Annotated in this window: 16 protein-coding genes; 4 read left to right on the top strand and 12 right to left on the bottom strand. The window is 50.4% G+C overall.

Annotated features, from left to right (window positions below; genetic code table 11):
* Positions 1-4 precede the first annotated feature (4 nt).
* The 5 genes from cydA to KU854_RS18970 form a co-directional block, all read right to left on the bottom strand.
* Positions 5-1591 (bottom strand): cytochrome ubiquinol oxidase subunit I, encoded by a 1587-nt coding sequence (gene cydA / locus KU854_RS18990; protein WP_218359937.1) that lies wholly within the window; start codon positions 1589-1591, stop codon positions 5-7.
* A gap of 457 nt (positions 1592-2048) precedes the next feature.
* Positions 2049-3059 carry a Holliday junction branch migration DNA helicase RuvB gene (gene ruvB / locus KU854_RS18985; RefSeq protein ID WP_218359936.1) on the bottom strand — a complete coding sequence of 337 codons (1011 nt, stop codon included), beginning with the start codon at positions 3057-3059 and terminating at the stop codon, positions 2049-2051.
* 14 nt (positions 3060-3073) lie between these two features.
* Complete coding sequence (gene ruvA, locus KU854_RS18980; RefSeq protein WP_054778870.1) at positions 3074-3703, bottom strand: Holliday junction branch migration protein RuvA; 630 nt, start codon at positions 3701-3703, stop codon at positions 3074-3076.
* Positions 3704-3879: 176 nt separating this feature from the next.
* Complete coding sequence (locus KU854_RS18975) at positions 3880-5112, bottom strand: NupC/NupG family nucleoside CNT transporter (protein WP_218359949.1); 1233 nt, start codon at positions 5110-5112, stop codon at positions 3880-3882.
* A 181-nt stretch (positions 5113-5293) separates the two neighbouring features.
* The gene (locus KU854_RS18970) at positions 5294-5941 is read right to left on the bottom strand and encodes a Crp/Fnr family transcriptional regulator (protein WP_218359935.1); all 648 of its coding nucleotides are present in this window, start codon (positions 5939-5941) and stop codon (positions 5294-5296) included.
* A gap of 153 nt (positions 5942-6094) precedes the next feature.
* Here KU854_RS18970 and deoD point away from each other — a divergent pair, with 153 nt between their 5' ends.
* Complete coding sequence (gene deoD / locus KU854_RS18965; protein ID WP_218359934.1) at positions 6095-6805, top strand: purine-nucleoside phosphorylase; 711 nt, start codon at positions 6095-6097, stop codon at positions 6803-6805.
* A 65-nt stretch (positions 6806-6870) separates the two neighbouring features.
* Here the strand turns inward: deoD and KU854_RS18960 are convergent, their stop codons facing one another.
* The 4 genes from KU854_RS18960 to KU854_RS18945 form a co-directional block, all read right to left on the bottom strand.
* Positions 6871-7029: a DUF3012 domain-containing protein gene (locus KU854_RS18960; RefSeq protein WP_218359933.1), complete on the bottom strand. Its 159-nt coding sequence runs from the start codon at positions 7027-7029 to the stop codon at positions 6871-6873.
* A 94-nt stretch (positions 7030-7123) separates the two neighbouring features.
* Positions 7124-8926, bottom strand: coding sequence for an ABC transporter transmembrane domain-containing protein (locus KU854_RS18955; RefSeq protein ID WP_218359932.1), 1803 nt, complete (start codon positions 8924-8926; stop codon positions 7124-7126).
* A gap of 80 nt (positions 8927-9006) precedes the next feature.
* Positions 9007-9435, bottom strand: a complete 429-nt coding sequence (locus KU854_RS18950; RefSeq protein ID WP_218359931.1) for a hypothetical protein — start codon at positions 9433-9435, stop codon at positions 9007-9009.
* Positions 9436-9571: 136 nt separating this feature from the next.
* Positions 9572-9997 (bottom strand): hypothetical protein, encoded by a 426-nt coding sequence (locus KU854_RS18945; protein WP_218359930.1) that lies wholly within the window; start codon positions 9995-9997, stop codon positions 9572-9574.
* 317 nt (positions 9998-10314) lie between these two features.
* On the opposite strand from KU854_RS18945, the gene KU854_RS18940 reads away from it, so the two are divergent.
* Positions 10315-10863, top strand: a complete 549-nt coding sequence (locus KU854_RS18940) for a hypothetical protein (RefSeq protein WP_218359929.1) — start codon at positions 10315-10317, stop codon at positions 10861-10863.
* A gap of 70 nt (positions 10864-10933) precedes the next feature.
* Here the strand turns inward: KU854_RS18940 and ruvC are convergent, their stop codons facing one another.
* The 3 genes from ruvC to aspS all read right to left on the bottom strand — a co-directional run bounded on the left by ruvC (position 10934) and on the right by aspS (position 14315).
* Positions 10934-11455: a crossover junction endodeoxyribonuclease RuvC gene (gene ruvC / locus KU854_RS18935; protein WP_054778866.1), complete on the bottom strand. Its 522-nt coding sequence runs from the start codon at positions 11453-11455 to the stop codon at positions 10934-10936.
* 6 nt (positions 11456-11461) lie between these two features.
* Positions 11462-12208, bottom strand: coding sequence for a YebC/PmpR family DNA-binding transcriptional regulator (locus KU854_RS18930; protein ID WP_218359928.1), 747 nt, complete (start codon positions 12206-12208; stop codon positions 11462-11464).
* Between the two features lie 319 nt (positions 12209-12527).
* On the bottom strand, positions 12528-14315 hold the full coding sequence (aspS, locus tag KU854_RS18925) for an aspartate--tRNA ligase (RefSeq protein ID WP_218359927.1): 1788 nt from the start codon (positions 14313-14315) through the stop codon (positions 12528-12530).
* Between the two features lie 268 nt (positions 14316-14583).
* Between aspS and KU854_RS18920 the strand changes: the two genes are divergently transcribed.
* Both KU854_RS18920 and cmoA read left to right on the top strand, forming a co-directional pair.
* The gene (locus tag KU854_RS18920; RefSeq protein WP_218359926.1) at positions 14584-15489 is read left to right on the top strand and encodes a DUF72 domain-containing protein; all 906 of its coding nucleotides are present in this window, start codon (positions 14584-14586) and stop codon (positions 15487-15489) included.
* 149 nt (positions 15490-15638) lie between these two features.
* Entirely contained in the window at positions 15639-16367 is a 729-nt protein-coding gene (gene cmoA, locus KU854_RS18915; RefSeq protein WP_054778862.1) for a carboxy-S-adenosyl-L-methionine synthase CmoA, read from the top strand.
* The last annotated feature ends 75 nt before the right edge of the window (positions 16368-16442 follow it).

The following is a 16442-nucleotide window of genomic DNA, read 5'->3' as shown; positions in this document are numbered from 1 at the left end:
CTCCTTATGCTTCAACCTGACGCGCCAGATCCGCTTCCGGGGTCTTTTGCTGTTCAAAGTGGTAACGGCCAGTTTTCAGGCTGCTTGGACCCAAGCGCGCAAACTTAACCATCAGGTACACTTCTGCGATCAGGAAGACGGTGTACAGCAGAACGATAGCCACCAGCGAGGTGATGATTTCAGACGCTGGCAGGTTCGAAGCCGCCAGGTGAACCGGCAGGATTTCACCAACCGCCCAAGGCTGACGACCATACTCAGCAACAAACCAACCTGCTTCAGCCGCGATCCAAGGCAGTGGGATTGACCACAGTGCCGCTTTCAGAACCCAAGGTTTCTGGTCGATCTTCTGACGACAGGTCTGGTAGAACGCCATACCGAAGACAAACAGCATCACAAAGCCTGCACCCACCATGATACGGAAGCTCCAGAACAGCGGTGCTACTTGAGGGATAGAGTCTTTCGCTGCTTGTTTGATTTGTGCTTCAGTCGCATCGGTTACGTTTGGCGTGTGCTCTTTCAGCAGCAGGCCGTAACCCAGATCTTTCTTCACATCATCAAACGCTGCGATGTTTTCTGGTGTCTTCTCTCCGCCACGGATTTTCTGCAGCAGATCGTAAGCCAGCATACCGTTACGAATGCGAACTTCGTGCTCGTCAATCAGGTCACGAAGACCGGTAACTTGCGTGTCCAGAGAACGGGTTGCGATGATACCCATCAGGTAAGGGATCTTGATGGCGTACTCTGTTTCCATGGTTTCCTGGTTCGGGAAACCGATCAGCGTAAACGCTGCCGGAGCCGGCTCTGTGTGCCACTCAGCTTCAATGGCAGCTAGTTTCACTTTCTGCACGTCACCCAGCTCATAACCGGATTCGTCGCCCAGTACGATAGTCGACAGGATACCCGCCATACCAAACGAAGCAGCAATCGCGAAAGAACGGCGTGCAAATGCCACGTCACGGCCTTTCAGCAGGTAGTAAGCACTGATACCCAGAACAAACATCGCACCTGTGGTGTAGCCCGCAGCAACGGTGTGAACGAATTTCACCTGAGCAACAGGGTTCAGCACCAGCTCAGCGAAGCTCACCATCTCCATGCGCATGCTTTCGTAGTTGAACTCAGCACCGATTGGGTTTTGCATCCAGCCATTCGCCACTAGAATCCAAAGCGCCGAGAAGTTTGAACCGATCGCAGTAAGCCAGGTTACCGCAAGGTGTTGACGCTTGGTGAGACGATCCCAACCGAAGAAGAACATACCGACAAGGGTAGATTCGAGGAAGAAAGCCATCAGCGCTTCGATTGCCAGAGGCGCACCGAAAATATCGCCAACGTAGTGAGAGTAATACGCCCAGTTCGTACCGAACTGGAACTCCATCGTCAGGCCAGTCGCAACACCCAACGCAAAGTTAATACCAAAAAGCTTACCCCAGAACTTTGTCATGTCCTTGTAGATTTGCTTGTCGGTCATTACATACAAAGACTCCATGATGGCCAGCAAGAAAGCCATACCCAAAGTCAATGGTACAAACAGGAAGTGATACATCGCGGTCATTGCAAATTGGAACCGCGACAGATCAACAATATCAGTTAACATGTTAACTCCTTCTTCGTCAGGCTGACTGACGGACGACATTTACCGGTTGATCAGTAAATGCTTAAACACTTGCGAGTCAGTAATGACTTCACTTCACCAAGCTTCCTTACGGGGGTCGCGTAAACAACCATCCCTATTTATGTTGCACTTATGTATTTCACACGTTAGAAGTTTGTTAAGAGACTTCTAATATAGTGACGACTAATATTATCCCTGATGTGAAATGGCTTCAAAGTATTTGGGACTTTCAGACATTGATTGCTGTCAAATTAATCAACTGTCTATCGAAAAAAATCACTTTAAATAGACGTCGGTCAATTTTTCGGCCAAACCGGGCTAGATATTGATTATAAAGCACGCAAATACTGCGCTTCAGGAAGTATGGGACAGGTTGAATAGGATATACAAAAAAGCCAGCTTGTTAGCTGGCTTTAGTAAATATCAATTTTTGAAATTTTTATGATTCCGGCATATCAAAGCCGAAATGCAGGTAAGCGCGCTGGCTGGCAATCCGCCCTCTTGGTGTTCGCTGCAGATACCCTTGTTGAATAAGGAAAGGTTCCAGCACATCTTCAATGGTGTCTTTTGCTTCACCTATCGCGGCTGCAAGGTTGTCCAAGCCAACCGGGCCACCGTCAAATTTCTCGATAATGGCTTTTAGCAGTTTGCGGTCCATGTAATCGAAACCCTGGTTGTCGACATCCAGCATATCCAGGGCTTTCGAAGCGACTTCGGCATTGATACGGCCATCCGCTTTCACTTCTGCATAGTCACGCACCCGGCGAAGTAAACGGTTGGCAATACGCGGCGTACCACGGGCGCGACGAGCAATTTCAAAGGCGCCCTCTTCGTCCATATCAAGGTTCAGGCAGTTCGCGCTGCGCTGCACAATGCCTTTTAGATCGGCAATGTTGTAGTACTCAAGACGTTGGGTGATCCCGAAGCGGTCACGCAGAGGTGACGTCAATGAGCCCGCACGGGTAGTTGCTCCCACCAGTGTAAAGGGTGGCAAGTCAATCTTAATGGAACGGGCTGCCGGGCCTTCACCGATCATGATGTCCAGCTGGTAATCTTCCATCGCTGGATACAGAACTTCCTCCACAACCGGACTGAGGCGGTGAATTTCATCGATAAACAACACGTCATGAGGTTCAAGGTTGGTCAACAGCGCTGCCAAGTCCCCCGCCTTTTCCAATACAGGGCCGGAGGTAGTACGGATATTCACTTCCATCTCATTGGCAACGATATTCGCCAGTGTGGTTTTACCCAGCCCTGGCGGGCCAAAGATCAGAAGATGATCCAGTGCCTCTTCACGCTTGCGCGCCGCATGGATAAAAATCTCCATCTGGTTGCGCACGTGATCCTGGCCTTGATAATCCGCCAACATTTTCGGACGGATAGCGCGGTCGATAATGTCATCTTCACGGCTTGGCGGCACAGTGCCCATCAGGCGATCAGCTTCAATCATTCCTAGTTACCCCGTCACACCATCGAACGCAGTGCATCGCGGATAATGGCTTCACTCTTCATACCATCCTGCGCGACTTGCTTAACCACTTTCTCTGCCTGCGCAGCTTTGTAGCCCAGTGCAATCAGGGCACTGATCGCTTCATCTTTCGGATCAGTGGATGCAGCAACAAGGGTTTCGGTACCGGAAGCACGGCGTGCAGCCGCGTCAGCATGTGGAGTAAACAGGTCAAACGCATGCCAGTTTTTAAGGCGATCGCGCATTTCAATCACCAGACGTTCGGCAGTCTTCTTGCCCACGCCTGGGATTTTCACCAGCGTGGAAACATCTTCGCGCTCAACACTGTCAACAAACTGGGTGGCAGTCATGCCGGAAAGAATAGCAAGGCCAAGTTTTGGGCCAACACCGTTCGCTTTAATCACTTCACGGAACAGGGCACGCTCGACAGTGGTGTTGAATCCGTATAGAAGCTGTGCGTCTTCACGCACCACAAAGTGGGTGTAAATAATGGCTTCTTCGCCAAGCTCTGGCAGTTCATAGAAGCAGCTCATTGGCATGCTGACTTCATAGCCTACGCCATTGACTTCAAGAAGGATTTCAGGCGGTTGCTTTTCAAGCAAAATTCCACGTAATCGGCCAATCACAATTCACACTCGATAATTTGGACACAGTTGTCGTTAGGATAATGAACAACTGGATAGATATCCAGTTCAAAACCACAAAGCGTGGTAAAAATGCCAACTCCGTAAAGCCCGTTTTCGTCTTCAGCACAACGAAAAAACGCGCCGAAGCGCGTCTTTTCAAGCATTCACCGGTGTGTTTACGCCAGTGCGCCCACAGAGATAAGTAAACCAGCAACTGTGCCACTCATCAGGTTTGCCAGAATCGCAGCAATCAGTGCACGGCCACCAATTTTACCCAGCTCTTTTCGACGACTTGGCGCCATTGCACTCAGGCCTCCAATAACCATCGCCAGTGAACCGATATTGGCAAAGCCACACAGTGCAAAGATGATGATGGCCTGTGATTTCTCAGACAGCTGATCAGCCACATCCAGGAAGTTCACGTATGCCACGAATTCGTTAATAACAATCTTCTGACCAATCAGGGAGGCTGCCGTTACTGAATCTTCCCAAGGCACACCCAGCAGGAAAGCCAGTGGCGACAGCAGGTAGCCAAGGATCAGTTGCACTGTAACACCTTCAAAGCCAATCAGCCCCGCTAGCGCACCCACGATACCGTTCAGCAGTGCAGTAAGTGCCACGAAAGAAATCAGCAGTGCAGTTACACACGCAACCTGCTGCAGACCAATCATTGAGCCTTGGGTGATCGCATCCAGCAGGGATTCCGGCTCCTCGCCACTTTCATCTTTTGGCATTTCAACATGGGCTTTCGGGGTATCCACTTCCGGGCACAGCAGTTTGGCAAACAACAGACCCGCAGGCGCTGTCATAAAACACGCTGTCAGGATGTATTTCACATCAATACCCAGATTGATGTAGCCAATCATGGTGCCGCCAGCCACAGATGCCAGACCACCCGCCATCACAGCAAACAGTTCAGAGCGGGTCATGGTGCCCACAAAAGGACGAACCAGCGAAGGCGCTTCAATAGGGCCAACAAAAATGTTTGCCGTCGCTGACATTGATTCTGCATGACTGGTACCCAGCACTTTACGCAGCGCACCACCAATCACAGAAATCACCTTCTGCATGATCTTCAGGTAATACAACACTGAGATCAGCGCAGAGATAAAAATCACCACACAAAGCACATTGATGACGAAGACAAATCCGACTTTGTATTTCGCCAGATCGCCAAACGTAAATGCCAGACCGTCGTTTGCATAACTGATCACACTACCAACGCCATCCGCGATGGTTTGCAGCATGGCCTGACCAAACGGCACATACATGACAAAGACGCCAAAGGCGACTTGGATGATCAGGGCACCGCCAACGGTACGGACGTTAATCTTTTTACGGTTATCTGAAAGCAAAACGGCAATAGCAATCAAAGATGCCATGCCAATGAGACTCATAATAATGCTCATCATCTGCGTGTTCTCTTGTGGGCTGAGGGTAAATCTTGCGAAGGAATCGCGGCCAGCGCGTTTGTAACGCTGGCCGGAAAAGGAAAGAAGGACACTTGTCCTTTTTGGTCGCTTATTGCGCTTTTTCAGCCAAAAAAGTTGAAATTTGTCGGAGTGCGCAAACGTTTAACGAAAACGATTGCTAACGGGCATCGTCCAATTCCTCGAGTAAGGTTTCCGGCATGGCGATGCGATAACTGCTGCGTTTTTTATCTACCAGCCCTTCATCCACCAGATCTTTAATCACTCGCCTGAACGCGCGTTGTGTGGCGCCAAGCTCTCCAGCATATTGCTCGGTTTTAAACTCAAACCATCCCCCATCCTCTTTTTCTGATTGTTTGAGCATGGCGCGGATAATGTTGAACCTGAGACTGTAAAGCAGATTGCTGAGTGTATGACCGATGGACTCCTCGTAACGGCCTGAGACGAGTTGGAGGAAATGAATCGCCATTTCCGGATGCTGGGTAACCGCTTCCAACAAACGTGCTTTGCTGATTTGATACCCGGATGCCGGTGCACTGGCGGTGACACTGAACACGTAGCGTCCTTCGGGGCGGAACACTTCCATTTCACCCAACACGCCGGTAAAGCCCTTTTGGGTACTGACGATGTATCGCTTCCCGGTCGGCGTGAGGTACGAAACGTAAAAATCGCAATCTTTCACCAAATAAAGGGCGTTGGCGATTTCTCCCTGCACCAGGAAGGTTTCTTCGGGATGGATTTTAAAAGGACGGCAACACGGCAGTGCCAGTAAAGATTGGTAGAGCGAAGTTTGAGCCTGCAGAGACATAACCACTTTAATCAGTAAAACTCGTTTCCGTGAGTCGCAGTCAAAAGCTCCATTTATGCCTTAGATTCAGCGTGAAACGGACAAGTGTCCTTTTTTCGCCGCATTTCACCCCCTAAAGTGGGCGCGACCGACATTATCCCTTTAGGAGCAAAAATGGCAACTCCACATATTAATGCCAACCCAGGCGATTTCGCAGAAACTATCCTGATGCCGGGTGACCCGCAGCGCGCAAAATACATCGCTGAAAACTTCCTTGAAGATGCTGTTCAGGTAACCGATGTTCGTGGCATGCTGGGTTTCACTGGTTTCTACAAAGGCAAGAAACTGTCTGTGATGGGTCACGGTATGGGCGCCCCTTCTGCTTCTATTTATGTTCACGAGTTGATCAACCACTACGACGTGAAAAACCTGATCCGTATCGGCAGCTGTGGCGCTATCCACGATGACGTAAAACTGATGGATCTGGTTATCGCCATGGGCGCTTCAACCGACTCCAAGATGAACCGTACCCGTCTGCGCGATCACGACTTTGCTGCGATTGCCAACTACGACATGCTGCGCACCGCCGTTGATATCGCGAAAGAAAAAGAATTGTCAGTGAAAGTGGGTAACGTGTTCTCGTCTGACATGTTCTACCGCCCAGATGAAGACTTCTACCCGCTGCTGGCCAAATACGGCGTCTACGGTGTGGAAATGGAAGTGAGCGCCTTCTACAGTCTGGCGGCTGAGTTTGGTGTACGTGCACTGGCAATTTGTACTGTGACTGACCACATCATCCGTCACGAAGCGCTGAGCGCCGAAGATCGTGTTACCACGCTGAACGACATGATTGGTCTGGCATTGGAAACTGCGGTTTCGCTGTAATCCGGCCCATCAATACGCAAACAGGCGGGATATCCCGCCTGTTTTATTGTGTCTAAACCTGCAAATCACAAGATACAGTGTTTGGCAAAGTCTGCGGCTTCATTCGCTGTCCAATCACCTTTCGGCTTCTCCTTCAGCTCCTTGCACCAGTTCTCGCTACCCACTTCAGGTGAACAACCGGCAACCACAAACAGTACTGCGAATACCGCCAATAGCTTTTTCATCGATAATTTCCTTTTTTTTCATCCGTTTTCGTCATTGCATCAGACACCTATATCAACTGTAAAGTCACAGGGCAGATATCTGACAGAGAAATGACTACTTCGCCACTAAACGCGAAGACGGTTCATCCACTTCAGACACCAACTGCAATGCGGCGAATTCACGGTATAGCGGCGAAGAAGCCATTAACTCATTATGCGTACCTGTCGCCACGATCTTGCCATTATCCATCACCAGAATCCGGTCAGCGTTGACAACTGTCGCCAGACGGTGGGCAATCACGAGTGAGGTTTTATTTTCCATCAGGGTATCGAGCGCAGCTTTGACTTTGTGCTCGCTAACCGCATCCAGTGCGCTGGTCGCTTCATCCAGCAGGAGAACAGGCCGGTTTGCCAAGATGGCACGGGCAATGGAGATACGTTGCTTTTGCCCGCCGGAAAGCCGAACGCCCCGCTCTCCCAATTCTGTGGCGTAGCCTTGGGGCAACTCAGAAATAAAGTCATGGGCGCGCGCCGCAACACACGCCTCAATAACCGCTTGCTCGCTGGCATCAGGGTCACCGTAGCGCACGTTTTCCAGCACCGAAGTCGCAAAGATCACCGACTCCTGTGGCACCAACGCAAACTGCTTTCGCAGCGCATCTAGCGACAAGTCATTGATTGCGATGCCATCCAACAGTATCGACCCGCTATCAACGTCAAAGAAGCGCTGCAGTAGACCAAATACGGTACTTTTCCCTGCCCCACTAGGCCCAACCAAAGCAACACGTTTTCCCGCTTTCACACTGAAAGAGAGAGACTCAAACACAGCGTTGTTTTCATCGCCCGGATAGGTAAAGGAAATATTGTCGAAGGTAATATCGCCCAGCGCATGAGCAGGAAAATCGACCGGGTTTTGCGGCTCTTTGATGTCCTGTGGCATGCGCGACAGCTCAATCAGCCTTTCTGTCGCTCCGCTTGCCCGCTGGATCTCACCAATCACTTCACTGATGGTAGCCACGCCTCCTGCGACCATCAGGGCATAAAACATAAAGGCGGATAACTGGCCCGCGGTGAGCGACCCTTCCAACACATTCAGCGCCCCTAGCCATGTCACCAATACAATGGCGACGATAGACAGCAATACCACTGATGCCATAAGCGCCGCGCGGTAACGAATGCGCAGCCGCGCTGCCTGCATCACAGACTCAACCCGCCCGTCAAAGTGACGGATATCGGATTGCTCATGGTTATATGCCTGAACAGTTCGGATTTCGTGCAGGGATTCATCAACGTGGGCACCGAGATCCGCCACTTTATCCTGACTGATCCGCGCCAAACGACGCACTTTCCTGCCCAGTACACCGATTGGCACCAGCACAACAGGCACAGCAAGCAAAACCAGACCAGTCAGGGTGATACTGGTGATCCCCATCATGACGAGGCCACCCAGCACTGAAACGGTAGAACGTAACGCCATCGAAAGGCTTGAGCCCACCACGCTTTGCAGCAAGGTCGTGTCTGCCGTAAACCGGCTGATCACTTCGCCGGTACGCTCTTTGGCAAAGAAAGCAGGGGAAAGGGTCAACAGGTGGTGGTAAACCGCTTTTCGAATATCTGCGCTCACCCGTTCGCCCAGCCAGGTCATCAAATAGAAGCGGCAGAACGTCGCAATACCGCTGACAACCGTGATAGCCAAAATCACCATCACCATCTTGTTGAGTTCAGCAGCATTACGGGAGAGAAAGCCTTCGTCCACCACCAGCTTGACCGCCTGCCCCAGTGCCAGCCAACTCAGTGATCCTACACAAAGGAAAAATATCGCAGCAAAAGCCCGCTTTTTATAAGGACTCAGAAACGCTGCGAGCCAGCGGATAATGGTGCGGGTATTTTCATGTTGTGCGGAGGAAGGTTCAGACACAGGCTACTCACTCGAAAAGTTGCAACAGCGTTTTTACTATACCCGAAACTGCATTGACGAACCGATCCTTTGCAAAAGGTTTAACGTTTGAGTTGATGAGCCAGAACGATCTTCTGGATCCGATCATCTTTAAACCAGTAGACAATGCCATTCACACGATCCACAGCGACGTTATCGTCGATCTTCATACGAAGCACACTTTCCACACTGCGCTTACGGTCACCTACCTGCAAGTAGTTCCTGTCTTTGAATCGGCGGTCAAAAATGATGATGCTGCGTATCTTGCCATCACTTTTATTAACCGCTGCATCAAAATCCCGGTATCTGTAGAGCGTGAAGTCTTTCTTCTCTACCGTTTTCAGTGGCGTTCCGTGGTGGTGTTTCAAAGACTGCAGCGTTGATGAGCCAACTTTCAGGCTCTTATACGACGAGTCGTATTGCATGTAGTCGGCGTAGGCAATGTGCATCCCGACAACAAAGGTGATAAAAGACAGTAAAACGGCGCGCAAGGTAATCTCCCAAATTAGCTGGATGAAGGCTTCGCACACCCTTCCATCACGATTGGGAAATTACAATTTATCGACGCCGAGTCTGAAGTCAGTTCACTAACTGACGCGAATTGTTTCAAGGTTTGCAAAATGGCGATTAATCCACTCTTTCCCTATCACCTTTTTTGGACTGGTACAGCAAAAACGCCGCAGACACCCACACAAGGCACGCCATGACAAACAGTGTACCACCGTCATTGCCGACCACCTTTCCGGCTTCATCAAAGGCAGGCTGCGCAACACCAATCGGAGTAAACAGGTGGAAGAAGATAGCGCCTGTCATGGTGCAAATTGCCAGAAATGCACCCAGTGCATGCAAACGTGTAAACAGCAGTATTGAAGCAATCAACTCGACAATACCCACCATGTAGGCACCGTATTTACCAAACCATGCCAAACCCGACCATTCACCCAAGGTACCAAAAATGAAATCAGTTTCTGGCGAACCGGTAAATTTAAAGAAAAGTGATTGAATAAAAACAAACGCAATAAATATGCTGAGAACCCATTTTAAAATTTTCATCATCATTCCCTGTAACACACTGAAAAACAGATAAGGTAACGATAGAAAAGAAATGGGTACCTGCCGAGTTTTAACAGCAGGATCGTAGCAATAAATCAGAGTTCCAATAGCTGAGATGGGATATTCAAATCCACCAATACGCTATCAACGTCCAAGTCTCCCTATATGCCTAGTGCACACCTTTCCATACACGCACACTTGACTTTATAGTCACTTAACATAACTTTACCTATGCAATAGTAAGCACAAAAACACCAATAAAAACCGAGGATGTTTGCAATACGGTTTGACAGTTTCACGCTTTAAGGGAGCCACTCATGTCGCAAGCCATCTACCTTGCAAACAATACCCATAAGCCCATTCAATGCATTGTCCTGCCCGATCCAAATGCGCTGCTGGTTGATATTTTTAAGCCGGAAGCCCTCACGTGCCTGTCGGCCGGAGAAACGTTTAAAACCATCGGTGATCTAATCAACCACTATAAAACAGCAGCAACCGGAAATTGGCAGAATCAGTTTGCGCAGAGTATTGGCCGCTTCTTCCAGCAGGAGGGCACAACAGTCTACCCAGGGGAGGATATGGATGTGTACAACATATCTCCAGACAACCCGCTGGAGTACTTTAATCCCAGCTATGTCGGGGCTAACTTTGGTACATCACCCAATATTACGCTGTTGCTCCGCACTGATGACGGGCGCTTTGCCTGCACGTTGGCGGCAAAAGAGGGACAATGCTGGATAGTGCAAAAACAGAAGGTGGGCTATGACCTGGTTCACGCGGCAGAAGGACACCATTGGGTACCCGATGCAGATGCCGGCCAAGTTGTGTTTGAGCCTATCATTTTGGAAGAAGAATCCACCGCTTGACGTTTTTGCTTTATTGGAAGCAAGAAGAGCCCGCAATTGCAGGCTCTTCTTTCATTGGAAGTGTCACTTTCTAGCGGTAGCGTCCACGGCGGGCACTTTTCGCCTGTCCGGCCATCGCCACCAGCGTGTGATTGGTGTGGGCATGACAAATCGCTACCGCCAACGCATCAGCAGCATCGGCCTGCGGAGTAGCAGGGAGTTTGAGCATGTGCACCACCATGTGTTGCACCTGCTTCTTGTCCGCACTGCCTTTACCTACCACCGCTTGCTTAATCAAACGCGCAGCGTATTCGCTGACAGGCAGACCCGCGTTGACCGCAGCAACAATCGCACTGCCACGTGCCTGACCGAGCTTTAACGCTGAATCGGCATTTCGCGCCATAAACACCTGCTCAATAGCAAAAGTGTCTGGTTGAAACTGGGTGATCACTTCGCTGACACCGGCATAAATCTGGCCGAGGCGACCCGCTAAATCTTCCGATTCTGTGCGGATACAACCGCTGCCAAGATATTCCAGATGTCTGCCTTGATGGCGGATCACGCCATAACCAGTAATCCGCGAACCCGGGTCAATCCCGAGAATAATAGCCACTCGTGATTATTCCAGCGTCGCCGCGACTTCGTCAGACATATCACCGTTGTGGTAAACCTCCTGAACGTCGTCCAGATCGTCCAATGCATCAATCAGACGCATCAGTTTAGGTGCTGTCGCTTCATCCAGTTCCGCTTTGGTTGAAGGTACCAGAGTCACTTCCGCGTTTTGTGCTTCAAAGCCTGCCGCATCCAACGCATCTCTCACTGAACCGAAATCCTGCGGAGTGGTGTAAACGTCGATAGAGCCATCATCATTGGTTTCAACGTCGTCTGCACCGCCTTCCAATGCCGCTTCCATCACTGCGTCTTCATCCAGACCCGGCGCGTAAGAAATCACACCTTTTTTGTCGAACAGGTAGTTTACACAGCCGTCAGTACCCAGGTTGCCGCCCGCTTTAGAGAATGCATGGCGTACACCGGAAACAGTGCGGTTACGGTTGTCCGTCATACATTCCACAATCACTGCCGTGCCGCCTGGACCGTAACCTTCATAGATCACGGTTTCCATGTTCTCGTCGCCTTCGCCGCCCGCACCGCGGGTAACTGCACGGTTAACGGTGTCACGAGTCATGTTGTTAGACAGCGCTTTATCAATCGCCGCACGAAGACGTGGGTTGTTTTCTGGCTCTGGACCGCCTTCTTTGGCTGCAACTGTGATTTCACGGATCAGTTTGGTGAAGATCTTACCGCGCTTGGCATCCTGTGCCGCTTTACGGTGTTTAATGTTGGCGAATTTACTGTGACCTGCCATATTTCATTCTCCTCATCTTTCCCCGTCGCCTTTGACTCCTCAGCGTTGTTGGCTGCGCTATTTAGCCTCAATCACATAACTGCGTATGCTCATGAGTTCTAAATAACTTGCCGCCTAGCTGAGAAACCAAAGTCTTAGGGCAAAGCAATATCTAAATCAGTTTATTACTTTGATTGAAACTTATAGCAAAACAGACAAGTGCTGTCTGGGATAAAGCCCATATCTGTTTGCTTTTAATGACTTACTTTAGAAACAAATAAGGCCAGATAATCTGGCCTTATTGTCATGGTCTGTTGACCGGGGAAGAAGTCAGCGCGGATTACGCGTTGTTCTCTTCGTTTTTCTTCGCTGCAGCAGTGATGCTCAGCGCCAGCTCTTCCAGCGCAGCTGGGTTTGCTTCGCTTGGTGCGTCGGTCAGCAGACACGCAGCCGCCGTGGTTTTCGGGAACGCGATAACATCACGGATGTTTTCGGTGCCACACAGCAGCATCACCAGACGGTCAAGACCGAATGCCAGACCCGCGTGTGGTGGTGTACCGTACTTCAGTGCTTCAAGCAGGAAGCCAAACTTGATTTTCTGCTCTTCTGCGTCGATACCCAGCAGGTCAAATACTGCGGTTTGCATTTCTGGGTTGTGGATACGTACAGAACCACCGCCCACTTCGTAGCCGTTCAGAACCATGTCGTAAGCGTTAGAATTAACGGCTGCAGGGTTCGCTTTCAGCTCTTCTGGAGACACATTCAGTGGAGACGTGAATGGGTGGTGCATCGCGTGCAGGTTACCTTCTTCGTCTTCTTCGAACATTGGGAAGTCAACAACCCACAGTGGTGCCCACTTGGTGGTGTCAGTCAGACCCATGTCAGTGCCCAGCTTCAGACGCAGTGCGCCCATCGCTTCGGTAACCACTTTCTTGCTGTCTGCGCCGAACAGGATAATGTCGCCAGACTCTGCGCCAGTACGCTCCAGAATCGCGTTAACAACGTCTTCAGTCAGGAACTTAGCCACTGGAGACTGGATACCTTCCATGCCTGCAGCGCGATCGTTCACTTTCACCCACGCCAGACCTTTCGCGCCGTAGATACCTACGAACTTGGTGTAGTCGTCGATTTGCTTACGAGACAGTTCTGCGCCGCCTGGTACGCGGATAACTGCAACACGGCCTTTCGGGTCGTTCGCAGGGCCAGAGAAGACTTTGAAGTCTACGTCTTTCAGAAGATCTGCAACGTCAACCATTTCCAGCGGGTTACGCAGGTCTGGTTTGTCTGAACCGAAACGACGCATCGCTTCTTCAAACGTCATTTGTGGGAAGTCGCCCAGATCAACGTTCAGCAGCTCTTGCCACATGTCGCGAACCATCTTCTCAGTCACTTCACGCACTTGCTCCGCGCTCATGAATGAGGTTTCGATATCGATTTGGGTGAATTCTGGCTGACGGTCTGCACGCAGGTCTTCGTCACGGAAACACTTAACGATTTGGTAGTAACGATCGAAACCAGACATCATCAGCAGCTGCTTGAACAGCTGTGGAGACTGAGGCAGCGCGTAGAAGCTGCCTTTGTGAACACGGCTTGGTACCAGGTAGTCACGCGCACCTTCTGGGGTCGCTTTGGTCAGTACTGGGGTTTCGATATCCAGGAAGCCATTTTCATCCAGGAAGCGACGAACAAAGCTAGACGCTTTTGCACGCAGCTTGATGCGGTCACTCATTTCAGGACGACGCAGGTCAAGGTAGCGGTGCTTCAGACGCTGTTCTTCAGAGTTATTTTGGTTGAAGTCCAGTGGAAGTGGCGCAGCACGGTTGATGATTTCAACACCGCGAGCCAGCACTTCTACTTCACCGGTAGCCATACCTTTGTTGATTTGGCTGTCAGGACGCAGGCGCACTTCACCGGTGATTTTGATACAGAATTCGTTACGCAGTTGGTTAGCAACCTCGAAGATATCTTTCATATCCGGGTCGACAACTACCTGAACGATACCTTCACGATCTCGCATATCGATGAAGATAAGACCGCCTAAATCGCGACGACGGTTAACCCAGCCGCATAGTTCTACAGTTTGCCCTGCCAGGGCTTTGTTCAGGTGACCACAATATTGGGTGCGCATATGAATTTCCCGATCTGTTACTTACTGTCCTTTCACGCCGAAAGGCGCAAAGTGTCGAATGTAGGTTTGCAGAAATGTCTGCTGACTTCCGCTGATTGAGAACAAACAGCCAAAGCCTGAATATTTCAAAAAGACGGAGCATTATAAAGGAAAATTTAACGCTGAGGTAAATCAGAGCCAACCGAATCCACGAATTCGACCCAATCGCGCAAAAAAGCAGCAAGGATTGACCTTTTACGCCGTTCACTTCCACAATGGCGGCTCCCCTATGGCCGAGGACGTTCCATTGCAAACGCCGCTTTCACAACTCACCTCACCGCCGCTTTATATCGGCATGACACGATGGTCGCGCGATTCGTGGAAACAGGTGCTTTATCCGTCCGGCACAACCAGCGGTGAGAGATTGGCGCGCTATGCCGAGGTATTTAATTCTGTAGAAGGCAACACCACCTTCTATGCATCCCCGTCACCCTCTACTGTCGCGAACTGGAAATCGGCCACCAGCGATGCATTCAAGTTTACGTTCAAATTCCCACAAACCATTACCCATGAGCGGATGCTGAGGCACGCCGACGAATTGGCCTCTGAATTTATTCGCTCAATGGCACCTTTGCATGAACGGATTGGTATCTGGAAAATCCAGTTGCCGGCGGCATTCAGCCCAGCTTCATTGCCGGATCTAAAACAGTTTCTGAGCCGCATGCCCAAAGGCTTTAACGTGGGCGTTGAAGTGCGTCATCCCGCATTTTTCGCCAAGGGCGATGACGAGCGGGCGCTAAACGCTATGTTGATGGAATTTGGTGCTAACCGCATCATCATGGACAGCCGACCAATATTTGCAGTGGCTGGGGATACCGAAGCGCTGCGCGAGGCACAAAACGAAAAGCCCAGGGTTCCTGTCCATGCGATTTCGACCGCCAGTACACCCATGATGCGCTTTATCGGGGATCCTACTCTGGAGCGAAACACCCCCTATCTGGCAGACTGGCTGACCAAAATTCCGCAATGGATCAATGAAGGGAAAACGCCCTACATTTTCATCCACACTGCAGACAATGCAGACGCCCCCCAATTGGCAGAGCAGTTTTACCAGACACTCCGCACCCACATTGCGCTTCCTCCAATGGCACCGCTTCAAACCCCGGAGATCTCCTCGCAAATCTCTTTGCTCTGAATCTGGTTTTGCAGATAAAGACAACGAACGCAAAATTCTCTACAATACGCGCCTTTTTGATGACCGATGGGATCTGTCATCACCCGATACACAAGACGCCGCGTGTCAGGAAGCAGTACAGACGTGGTGCGCGCTAGAGGCAGGTTCAGATGGCAAATCGCGACAAAATTTTTGCTGCGCCAATTGAAAAACTGGGTGACTTTACCTTCGACGAAAACGTCGCCGAAGTTTTTCCGGATATGATTCAACGCTCGGTACCGGGCTACAGCAATATCATTTCCGCGATCGGTATGCTGGCTGAACGTTTCGCGACAGAAGGCAGCAACATCTACGATCTTGGCTGCTCACTCGGTGCTGCAACCCTGTCTATGCGTCGCCACATCAAGGCACCTGACTGCACCATTATCGGTGTAGACAACTCTCCTGCCATGGTTGAACGCTGCAAACTGCACGTTAACGCATACCGCTCAGACACTGACGTACAGATCATTGAAGCGGATATCCGCAACGTGGACATCGAAAACGCTTCGGTTGTTGTATTGAACTTCACCCTGCAGTTTCTGAGCCCGGATGATCGTCAGGCACTGCTGAAGAAAATCTACGCAGGCTTGAAACCAGGCGGCATCCTGATCCTGTCCGAGAAGTACAATTTCGCCGATGAAACTGCGAACGAGTTGCTTATCGACCTGCACCACGACTTCAAACGCGCCAACGGCTACAGTGAACTGGAAATCAGCCAAAAACGCAGCGCGCTGGAAAACGTGATGAAGCCAGACAGCATCGACACCCACAACGCGCGCCTGAAAGACATTGGTTTCAGCAGCGTGGCGGTATGGTTCCAGTGCTTTAACTTTGGCTCTATGTTTGCCATCAAATAATAGTTTGCTGTTAAGTCACCAATTACCCACGAATTGAAAAAGCGTCGGAGAAAAACCGGCGTTCAAATGAAAACA

The organism is Enterovibrio paralichthyis (assembly GCF_019209835.1).
Classification (GTDB): Bacteria; Pseudomonadota; Gammaproteobacteria; order Enterobacterales; family Vibrionaceae; genus Enterovibrio; species Enterovibrio paralichthyis.
Note: the sequence above shows the minus strand (reverse complement) of the source record. Positions and strands in the feature narration are given on the sequence as shown.